The sequence below is a fragment of the Bacillus sp. MBGLi79 genome (assembly GCF_002953915.1).
On sequence record NZ_CP026521.1, the window covers coordinates 3023882 to 3034295 of the forward strand.

General features: G+C 41.5%; 9 protein-coding genes. 5 read left to right on the forward strand and 4 right to left on the reverse strand.

Annotated features, from left to right (window positions below; translation table 11 throughout):
* Nucleotides 1-50: 50 nt before the first annotated feature.
* Nucleotides 51-683, reverse strand: coding sequence for a LysE family transporter (locus C1T29_RS15425; protein WP_014477480.1), 633 nt, complete (start codon nucleotides 681-683; stop codon nucleotides 51-53).
* 153 nt (nucleotides 684-836) lie between these two features.
* Here C1T29_RS15425 and C1T29_RS15430 point away from each other — a divergent pair, with 153 nt between their 5' ends.
* From C1T29_RS15430 to C1T29_RS15450, 5 genes are all read left to right on the forward strand, one after another.
* Nucleotides 837-1664: a TrmB family transcriptional regulator gene (locus C1T29_RS15430; RefSeq protein ID WP_103749959.1), complete on the forward strand. Its 828-nt coding sequence runs from the start codon at nucleotides 837-839 to the stop codon at nucleotides 1662-1664.
* Nucleotides 1665-1858: 194 nt separating this feature from the next.
* Entirely contained in the window at nucleotides 1859-2359 is a 501-nt protein-coding gene (gene sigV / locus C1T29_RS15435; protein ID WP_095432876.1) for an RNA polymerase sigma factor SigV, read from the forward strand.
* Entirely contained in the window at nucleotides 2359-3216 is an 858-nt protein-coding gene (gene rsiV, locus C1T29_RS15440) for an anti-sigma-V factor RsiV (protein WP_095432875.1), read from the forward strand. The genes sigV and rsiV overlap by 1 nt, the downstream gene beginning before the upstream one ends.
* A gap of 113 nt (nucleotides 3217-3329) precedes the next feature.
* Complete coding sequence (gene oatA, locus C1T29_RS15445; RefSeq protein WP_071581502.1) at nucleotides 3330-5234, forward strand: peptidoglycan O-acetyltransferase OatA; 1905 nt, start codon at nucleotides 3330-3332, stop codon at nucleotides 5232-5234.
* 133 nt (nucleotides 5235-5367) lie between these two features.
* Nucleotides 5368-5664 (forward strand): YrhK family protein, encoded by a 297-nt coding sequence (locus C1T29_RS15450; protein ID WP_069149956.1) that lies wholly within the window; start codon nucleotides 5368-5370, stop codon nucleotides 5662-5664.
* Nucleotides 5665-5904: 240 nt separating this feature from the next.
* On the opposite strand, the gene cypB is transcribed toward C1T29_RS15450, so the two are convergent.
* The 3 genes from cypB to C1T29_RS15465 all read right to left on the reverse strand — a co-directional run.
* Nucleotides 5905-9069, reverse strand: a complete 3165-nt coding sequence (cypB, locus tag C1T29_RS15455; protein ID WP_095432874.1) for a bifunctional cytochrome P450/NADPH--P450 reductase CypB — start codon at nucleotides 9067-9069, stop codon at nucleotides 5905-5907.
* Between the two features lie 15 nt (nucleotides 9070-9084).
* Nucleotides 9085-9669 carry a transcriptional regulator FatR gene (gene fatR / locus C1T29_RS15460; protein ID WP_071581504.1) on the reverse strand — a complete coding sequence of 195 codons (585 nt, stop codon included), beginning with the start codon at nucleotides 9667-9669 and terminating at the stop codon, nucleotides 9085-9087.
* A gap of 220 nt (nucleotides 9670-9889) precedes the next feature.
* Nucleotides 9890-10414, reverse strand: a 525-nt coding sequence (locus tag C1T29_RS15465; protein ID WP_231516505.1) for a class I SAM-dependent methyltransferase, incomplete at its 5' end; no start/stop codon positions are given.

Sequence of the window (10414 nt, forward strand, 5' to 3'; positions counted from 1 at the left end):
AAACACTAAATTAAACTTTGGTTTCAAATTTCATTCACTTCATTTAAGTGTTAACTCAAACCAGTTTTGATGCCGAAACCTACTAATATTATTCCGGTAATTTTTTGAAACACTTTCTGGAACTTCGAGTTTTTCATCCATTTTTTTGCGTAATCAATAATATAAACAAGAAACAGAAACCACAACACCGCTAATAAGGTTAGGATTGAAGCTAAAATGATAAGCTGCTGGTTTATATTTCCGTTCAAATTGATAAATTGGGGCATGATTGTAACATACACCAAAACAGTTTTAGGATTGAGAATGTTACTGAGTGATCCCTGCATAAAGGAAGTTTTATAATAACGTTTCGGAGAACTTGCCATATTTTTTGCTTGGGATTGCATGTCATCTAACGAAAACATACTTTTCGCAAAAAAACTTTTTACACCTAAATAAATTAAGTATGCCGCTCCCAAATATTTGATCGTTGTGAAAAGAATCACTGACTTTGCGATCACCACTGATAATCCTAAAATGGCAATCACCGTCCAAAAGGAAAGTCCTGTTGCCAATCCGAGAATGTTATAACGGCCGGCTTTCGGGCCATACCTAAGCGTATTTTTCATCACAAGCATCGTATCTGCCCCCGGCATGATAACCATCATGGCAGCGATCGGTATGTATGCGAGTAAGCTGTGCATTGTTCTCTCCCCCTTTAAAAATCCCCTCAATCATTTAGTGACTACAAAAGTAACTACTTATAAAAATTGTATCAATGCGTTTGGAATAAATCAATATGGTTTGTTAAAATAGCGATTACAAAGGCAGTAATTGCTCTTTATATTGGAGGGTATATGAAAGAAAATATGTTAGACATTTTAAAAAACCTCAATTTTACAGAATATGAATCGAAAGCGTATTTGGCATTATTGCAAGAATCACCTTTAACAGGCTATGCCGTTGCCAAAAAATCCGGAGTGCCCCGTTCTAAAATTTATGAAGTCTTGGAAAGCCTTGTCTTAAGGGGAGATGTTTTTGTCAGTCATGGAAATACGCCTCAGTATGTTCCAGTCCCCGCAAAAGAACTGATTAAAAACCGCCGACTCAAAGCGGAAGAGCATTTTGATCAGGCTGAAAAATATTTTGAAAAGTTCGAGCAGACCGCAAATGACCGGGAAAACATCTGGAATATCACCGGCCGCAGTGAAATTCTTGAAAAGGTGAAGGCCTGTATCTTATCCGCCAAAAAAAGAATCCTCTTAGAAATATGGAAAGAGGATTTTGAAGAGATAGAATCAGAGCTCAAACAGGCGGCAGATCAAGGCGTTATTGTCACCATTATTGCGTACGGAGACATCGTATCTGATTTCGCTAATATTTACCTGCATGATATGAGCAGTGAAATTACAGAAGAGTATGACGGACGGTGGCTTGTCTATAGCGGAGATGATTCAGAAGTAGTTGCGGGCATTGTCTCGCTTGGCAACGACAGCCGCGCCGCATGGACGATGCATGTAGGTTTAGTCATGCCTATTACTGAAGTGATCATTCATGATCTGTACCTTATGGAAATTCTGAAAAAGCATAGAGAGCTTTTGGAAGAAAGCTTTGGGAAAAACCTCATTCAATTGCGTCGTAAATTTTCTATCCACTCAGATTTCAAAAAACATTACTTGGAATAGCGTTTGGCATCGTTTACCCCAAAAACAAGGCTTGTACGAAATAAGCCTTGTTTTTTTATGCATAAAAACTTCCCCATGCTGATTTACTTCTTTAAAAAAATGTGATTCTGCGCAAACTATTTTTCAGCCTGCCGCGTCTATCCTAGGTAACAGCCTACGATATACGTATATTCAAAAAGGAGCCCTTTATTGCAATGAAGAAAAAACAAACAACAAAAGCGTTGCTTGTCGCATGCATAACTGATCATAAGCAAGATTTCTACAGGTTGGCTTTCAGTTATGTGAAAAATCAAGATGACGCATTAGATATTGTTCAGGAATCTATAAAAAAAGCGCTGAGCTCAGTTGAAACGGTCAAAAACCCCGAGACGATAAAAAGCTGGTTTTATAAAATTTTGGTGCGGACAGCTATTGATTTTTTGCGCAAACAAAAAAAGATAAGAGTGATGGACGACGAAACGATAGAATTTTTAAGCAAGGGAAAAGAAGACCATTACAAGGATACTGATCTCCATGAAGCGCTTGACGAATTGCCTTACCGCTATAAAACCATTATTATTTTACGTTTTTTTGAAGACCTCAAATTAGAAGAAATTGCGGAAATTACAGGAGAAAACACGAATACCGTCAAAACGCGCCTATACAGAGCATTGAAGCTGATGCGCATTCAGTTGACGAAGGAGGATCTTTCTTAATGGATAAGAGATTACAGCAATTAAAAGAAGAATATAAAAATGTTCCGATTCCTAAAGAATTGGATGTCATTGTTGAAAAAGCCCTTCAGCAAGAACCAAAAAAGAAAAGAATCGTCATGTGGCCGACATCAGCAGCAATCGCTGCAGCTATTTTATTCACTGCGCTTGTGAATATCAACCCTGACGCCGCTCACGCTATGTCTAAGATCCCTGTCATCGGCAAAATCGTCAAAGCGATCACCTTTATTGAAATCAAAGAGGAAAAAGACCAATCAAGCATTGATGTCAAAACACCTGCTTTGTCCGGACTTTCTAATAAAGAGCTTGAAAACAGCATTAACGAGAAATACTTGAAAGAAAGCCAGCAGCTGTATAAAGAGTTTATACAATCCACATCCAAAAACAAAAAAGGGCATCTCAGCATCTACAGTGATTACGAGACGGTCACAGACACGCCAGATTTGCTCTCGATCCGGCGCAATATTGAAACAACACAAGCATCTTCCTACACACAAAACCGTTATATTACGATTGACAAAAAGAATGATATTTTACTTACATTAAAAAGCTTATTCAAAGATGAGCGCTATATCAAAGTCATCAGTCAAAACATCAAAGAGCAAATGAAACAGCAAATGAAGGAAGATCCTAATAAAATATATTGGCTCACTGATGAAGATGCTGAACCGTTCAAAACGATTCTTCCTGATCAAACGTTTTACATTACTGAGGACCATAAACTTATGATCTCATTTGACGAATATGAAGTCGCCCCCGGCTATATGGGCGTTACCGAGTTTAAAATTCCAACCAGCGTCATTTCAAACTTGCTCGTGGGAGAACGTTATATTCGATAAAATAAAAAAACATCCATTTTAGATTATGGATGTTTTCTCTCTTTTCTATTTGAGGTCGTAACCTCGCTATCAAAAACAAACGAGAATATTTGCATACTATTGGAGGAATACCCATGTATCACAAGACACAGCATCATCGGTACATCTCTGGACTTGATGGCCTTCGGGCTTTTGCCGTCCTGTCCGTTATCGCTTATCACCTAAATTTCAATTGGGCTAACGGAGGCTTTATCGGAGTTGATATCTTTTTTGTTTTATCCGGATATTTGATTACCTCCATTCTATTGCCGGCATATGGAAATGATATCAATCTTGATTTTCGGGACTTTTGGGTGCGCCGCATTCGGCGGCTTCTGCCAGCGGCTTACCTTATGATCTTTTCCACTGTTGTTTGGGTCGTATTGTTTGACCGGGAACTATTGCACACCGTACGCGGGGATGCGATCTCTTCTCTCTTGTATATGAGCAATTGGTGGTTTATTTTTCACAAGCTATCATATTTTGATAGTTTCGGTTCCCCATCACCTCTAAAAAACCTTTGGTCGCTGGCGATTGAAGAACAATTTTATATCATATGGCCAATGTTTTTCGTTTTTGGAATGTACATATTGAAAAGCCGTGCCAGATTGGCTGCGGTAATATCGTTGCTTGCGCTTTGTTCAGCCATGATGATGAGCATACTGTATGAACCTGGCGGAGATCCGAGCCGCGTCTACTATGGCACAGACACTCGTTCGTTTGACCTTCTCATCGGATGCGCCTTGGCTTTGGTATGGCCGATGAAAAGGCTGTCTTCCAACAGGCTGCCAAGCAAACTGAAGCACACTTTGCACGCGACTGAATTTTCGGCATTTTGTATTTTAGTGTTATGTGTCTATTTCACAGATGAGTACGAACCTTTTCTTTACAGAGGCGGAATGCTATTCATTAGCATCACTGCCGCAATTCTTATCGCATGTGTTTGCCATCCGAGCAGCTTTTTAGGCAAGCTCCTTTCATGGAGGCCGCTTCGGTGGCTTGGAACAAGGTCTTACGGTATTTATCTTTGGCACTACCCTGTTATTGTGTTGGGCACACCAGTTCAAGAAATCGGAAACCCTGTGTTTTGGCATATCGTGCTAAAGATTATTGTGACATGTATACTTGCCGAGCTTTCCTATCATTTTATTGAGAAGCCGATACGGACACAGGGATTTAGAACATTTTTCAGCGGTGTTTTGATACATAGAATCAAGGAATGGAAAACGACATCTGTTATTAGCAAAATGTCAATTGGTTTCGTCATTTTCACTATACTTATTTTTGCAGGAGGGCTGTCTGGATTGGCCGGAGAGCAAAAGCACCCTACTAAATGGACCTATAGCTCACAAGAAACAAATGCTGACACCAGCCAAGCTTCTGGGGATAAAAAGGATGCTGCAGCAGATAAAAAACACAATCCTGAACAAAAAACACCAGGCTCCAAGCAAGGACACAAGGAAAATAAAAATAATGGGCAAGAGACTCATAAAAAGAAAGACACGCAATCTCAACAGTCGAAAGAACCCGCAGACACTGCGAAAGAAGTGCTAGCTATAGGCGATTCCGTCATGCTTGATATTTCTTCACACCTGCATCAGTCGCTTTCAAATGTGACGATTGATGGAAAGGTGGGAAGACAAATGTCTCAAGCTTTGGAACTCGCAAAGGAATACAAGTCTTTTAATCAGCCCAACAAGGCTGTCATCATTGAGCTTGGAACCAATGGCTACTTTACAAACAGCCAAATCGAACAACTGCTTCAATCTTTCTCAAAAGCCCATATCTATCTCGTCAATACACGGGTTCCCCGCCAATGGGAAAGCAAAGTTAATGAATCTTTACAGCACCAGGCAAGCGCACATCAAAATGTTACGTTAGTTGACTGGCATACAGTAGCCCTTCAGCATCCGGAATATTTTACCCCTGATGGTGTTCACTTGGTTCCTAAAGGGGCAAAAGCTTTGACTGCTCTTATTGTTCAGGCGATGAAATCGTAAAAAAGAGATCCTATACGAATCACTTTTTTACTTTAGTTTCTGATCGTTGATTATGTCTCCTTTCAGCAAGGCAGCCCTTATGTTTACATGCCGTTTACGTAAGGGTAAGCCAAAATTGAATGGAGGGATGATAATGAAAGGAAATGAAGAACATGACATCCAAAAAGAGCTGAAACGATATGAGCTTTTTTTCAAAAAACGATATAAGATTCTTTATACAGTAAACGATTTTATCATCGGTGCTTTGTTTCTCGTTGGAAGCTTTTTCTTTTTCTATGACCGTTTAAAGTCGGCAGGAATATGGCTGTTTGCGGTCGGAAGCTTGCTGCTGTTAATCAGGCCGACCATTCGGCTGATTCATGACCTTCATTACCGTAAACATGTGGAACGGCAATTCAAACATCAATCTTCAACAGATGACCGATCTTAAGGAATAAGAAAGAAAAAAATGCCGAAAGCCTGAGTCAAAAATCAAAAACAAGACTTTTAGACTATTTATTTTTAAAAATAAGGTAAAAAGAACTAAACTTTTGCCTCTCTATGACGATATGAATAATAAGGCCGGCGCGATACTCCCTATAACATCCTTTTCAGTAGATTTCATTATCGTGCCGGTTTTCTTACATGCAAAGCAATCCCGCCAATCTGATTGGCGGGATTTTATTTTTTATTAATTTCCTGTCCAAACGTCTTTTACATAACGTTTTTGGTCTTGCAGCTTTTGCAGCCAATCGGCGGATTCTTCCTGACTTGCCCCTTTTTCAGTTTCATATGCCCATCGCAAAGTTTTCTCTACGTCAGGAGCCATTTGCGATCCATCACCGCATACGTAAATATGAGCTCCTTTTTCAATGAGTGTCATCAATTTCTGTGAATCTTGCTTGAGCAAGTGCTGGACATATCCTTTTGATTCGTTTTCGACGCGTGAGTAGCATCGGCGGATTGTGACCAAACCTTCCTGTTCCGCTTGATCCAGCTCTTCTCTGTAAAGATCGTCATGATCCGGGCGCCGGCAGCCGAAGTATAAAAGTGCTTCACCAAGCGTGCTTCCTTCCTTATTCAAAACAGATCTTGCCTGAATAAAGCCCCTGAATGGCGCAATTCCTGTACCCGGACCAACCATAATCATAGGCGTGTCAGGGTCATCCGGCATCTGGAATCCGGACTGCGGCGTACGAATGAAGCAGGCTGCTGCATCACCTGTATTCAATTCTGCTAAATAAGTAGAGGCGACACCCCGGTATTCACCTCGGCCGCTCCAGGCTGAGGCTTTCACAACTCCTACCGTCATGCTCACGATATTTGCATGGGCTTTCGGTGAACTTGAAATGGAATAGTATCTCGGTTTTAGTGATGGCAAAAGTGCTAAAAACTGCTCAAACGGCATTTCGCAGGCAGGATAATCGTCTAAAAGATCAAGCATGGTAAGACGTTTTGCAAGCACCTGCTCTTTGTAAGTGCCATCATCTGAAACGAGCTGTTCCAGTTCTTTTTGATGCGGCGGGCAGACTGTATAAGATGCCAGCTCGCGAAGCTGAAGCCTTGATGCCGGTTCCTGCAGCTCTACATAGGACGACAGTAAATCCGCTACTTTAATCGGCCGGTCCATCGGCAGGTGAGCCATATGAGCACTTCCGCTTATTTGTATTACATGATTGGACTGCAAACCGAATCGGCTGAGAACCCGCTGAACAAGCTCCCTGCTGTTCTTCGGAAGGATTCCGATATGATCGCCTTCTTTATATGTTTTCCCCTCCGGAATTTCCAATTCAATATGGCGGGTCGAACGCGTACTGTCAACTGACTGGAGCTCTCGATTCTCTAATACAATCCCTTCAAACGCGCCATATGCTTTGGCAACCGGCGTTTCCGTCGCTTCACTGAGAAAAGTAATCGACAATGAAGGCCTGTCTTCTTTCTGGGCGATTTCGTTAATATCAAATGCGTCCAGCGTTTCCTTCCAGAAGCGGTTTTCCCAAGACTCGCGATGGCTTTCAAAATCATCGGCGGCATCACCTTCCCCAATCGCTGTTAAACGCGTTGCCCCCTTTGCTTTCATCATGTCATCAATCAGGCGGGGAATCCGCTGATACGTGCTGGCCCAGCTCCGGTTTCCGCAGCCGAATACCGCATAGGAAACGCCTTTCAATCGGCCTTCCTCAAGCTCTTTCAGCCACTCTACAAAGCCGGCGGCATTATCAGGCGGCGCCCCATTATAAGAAGCCGTAACAATGACGACTGCCCCTTCTTCAGGAAGCTTGCCGATGTAATCATCAAGCGGAGCCGTTTCAGCTGTAAAGCCCATCTGGCGGCCTTGAGCGGCCAGTTCACCGGCTATTCCCTCAGCTGTCCCAAGGTTTGAACCGTAAAGAACGAGTAAAGGTGTGCCGTGTTTAGGTTTGGTTTCTTTTGGCTTTGTTTCTGTTTTGATGTCTGCCTGTTCTCTTCGCTGTACATTGATTGCCGCTGTTTTCCGCGGTTTCACAGTAATTTTAAAATCATCCGGCTTGATTGTTAATGCTTCTTTGATTTTTAGTTTATAGCCAGTATGGTTGAGCAAATCAAAATGCTTTAATACAAGACCAAGAACCATTGTCGCTTCTTGAAGAGCAAACTGCATGCCGATACAAGCGCGCTGGCCGTTTCCAAACGGCTTATACGCATGATGAGGGATACTTGAAGGATCTTCAAACCGTTCCGGACGGAAATCTTCCGCATCCGCTCCCCAAGCGTTTTGGTCCCGGTGCAGCTTCGGAATTAAAATGGTGACAGGCTGCCCTTTGCTGATCGGATATTCCCCGCCTAGAACAGTGTCCTCCTTCGCATATAGAGAAAAAGCCGGAGCTGTTGGATATAGTCTCAGGGTTTCGTTTAACACCATCCGAATGTATTTGAGCTGCTGGATTTGTTTATATTCAGGCGTGTCATCCGTTAACACGCGATCCGCTTCCTCCTGAGCTTTTTTCAGTTTTTCCGGATGTGTAAGCAGACAATAAATCGCAAAGGAAAGCAACCCGCTTGTTGTCTCATGTCCAGCAATTAAAAATGTGATGATTTGATACCTTATGTTTTCGTCATCCAGCGTTTCACCCGTTACTGGATCTTTGGCATAAAGCATGAGAGACAAGAGATCCTTAATGTTTTCATCCGGATTCGCCTTTCGCTCCGCTATCATTCTATCGACAAGGGAGTTCATGACTTCTATATCTTTTTGGAACTGCAGTTTCGTTTTCACCATCATTTTATCTTGCAGGCCCAGTCTTTTTGATTGATTCATCGCCTCTTTTAAGGCACGGAGCATGCTGGTGATAAACGGATGCTGCGAATCACGGTAAAAGCTGTTGAATCGATAGTTAAACCCGCATAACCCAATCGTATCAAGCGTCAGACGCGTCATATCGTCCGCTACGTCAATTTCTTCATTGGGGTTAAGGCGGCTCCATTTTTGTATAAGCTGGGTTGCGATATCCAGCATCATAGAATGATAGCCTTTCATCGCTTTTTGGCTAAAACTCGGCAGCAAAATGCGGTGGGCTTTTTGCCAGTTCGGTTCATGCGTCCAGCTTGTAAATAAGCCATCTCCGCCGAACTCGCGCACCTTTAGCAAACCTTTGCCAAGGTTCTTGTCAAAGCGGCTTTCATCACACACTTCAGTCACAAGATTGTGGCCTGAAACAAAAACACTGGATACTCCCGGAAAATCAAAACGGAAAATCGGTCCCAATTCATCAGCTAACCGCCATAAGGATTGAGAAAGCTGTTCTTTTTCCAGATGCGGAAGATTTTTTAAAGGTCCGTATGTTTTGGGCTGAGGTATTGCGCTTGCCTGTTTCATTGACATCTCCCTTTCCTATTTTTGTGATGATTGAAGCTTAATGGCATCCCAGCAGCACTGTTCCAATTCAGTAATTAAACCAGTGTCCATCTCTATATCACCTGTTTGGACGAGCTGATATAACTTGAGAAACGCCCCTAATACAATCGCAATTAACACATTAGAGGGCAGGCTGCGAATCACGCCTTCCGCTTTTCCCTTATTAAAATAGTCATCAAGCATTTGAGTCAGATTTTCTATCATTTTTTTGCTTGTATGATTTAAGTAATGAGCGTCTTTTTTGGTTTCAAGAAAAAAAAGCGCATAGTCACTCTCTTTCGTAAACTGAACGAGACAGCTAAATACGTGATGGAAGCCTTCTCTGACAGGCAGTTCCGAAATGTCTTGCTTCAGCTTTTCTGTAAATCGCTGAATGCTTTCTTGAAACAGTACGTTGACGAGTGTTTCTTTGCTGTCAAAATAACGATAGATCGTCCCTGTCCCCACATGAGCACGTTCAGCTATCATAGGAATAGTGGTAGCGTCAAAACCCCTTTCTGTAAAAAGCGAGACCGACGCTTTCATAATCATGTCGTATTTACTGCTGGATGCGGATAACATGTAATGCAACCTCCGATTCGTTTTGCGGAATGAATATTCATTCCTTTTGTTCATAAATAATATCTGCCCTATCTGATATCACCTCTTTGTTCTTTCTTCTGTTATAAGTTTATATGAAAAAAACTTTTTTTAATATAAAGTATATGCAAAAAATAAAAAATTAAGAAAATATACCCAATCCCTAATGTAAGGACCTTGGATATATTTCCCGAGAAATTTTTTATTTAATAGCCACAATACATAGACAGGAATCACGCCTGATGACAGAAAGTTCCCTGAAATGCTGGTCTTTCAACAGTTGAATATACGTTTTTTCTTTTTCACCGGTATTTGCATCAATACTGATGTAACACCGGCCGTCAATTTGAAGCACCCTGTAAATTTCTCTTAATGCAAGCCTAATATCGGTGCAGCTCTGAACCGTATGTAAAGAAAACACTTTATTAAAGATACGGTCATCAAAGGGAAGGTTCTCTGGAAAGCCATGAAAAACCTCCCCTTTCCCCATGTTTTTTCGATTCGCACGGGATATCTGCCTTACCTTTCGCTTTGAAGGATCAATGCTTTTTAAGCTCCCCTTGTCTAGTTTCTTGGCTATGCTTTTAAAAACAGTGCCATTTCCGATTCCAATTTCTAAAATTCTGTCATTTCCTTGTATATCTATAGAGTCAATCATCATATGCTCAATGGTTTTAATTTGCTTATATTTCCGAGAAAATAATTTCCAAAGATTAGATCGTTTATA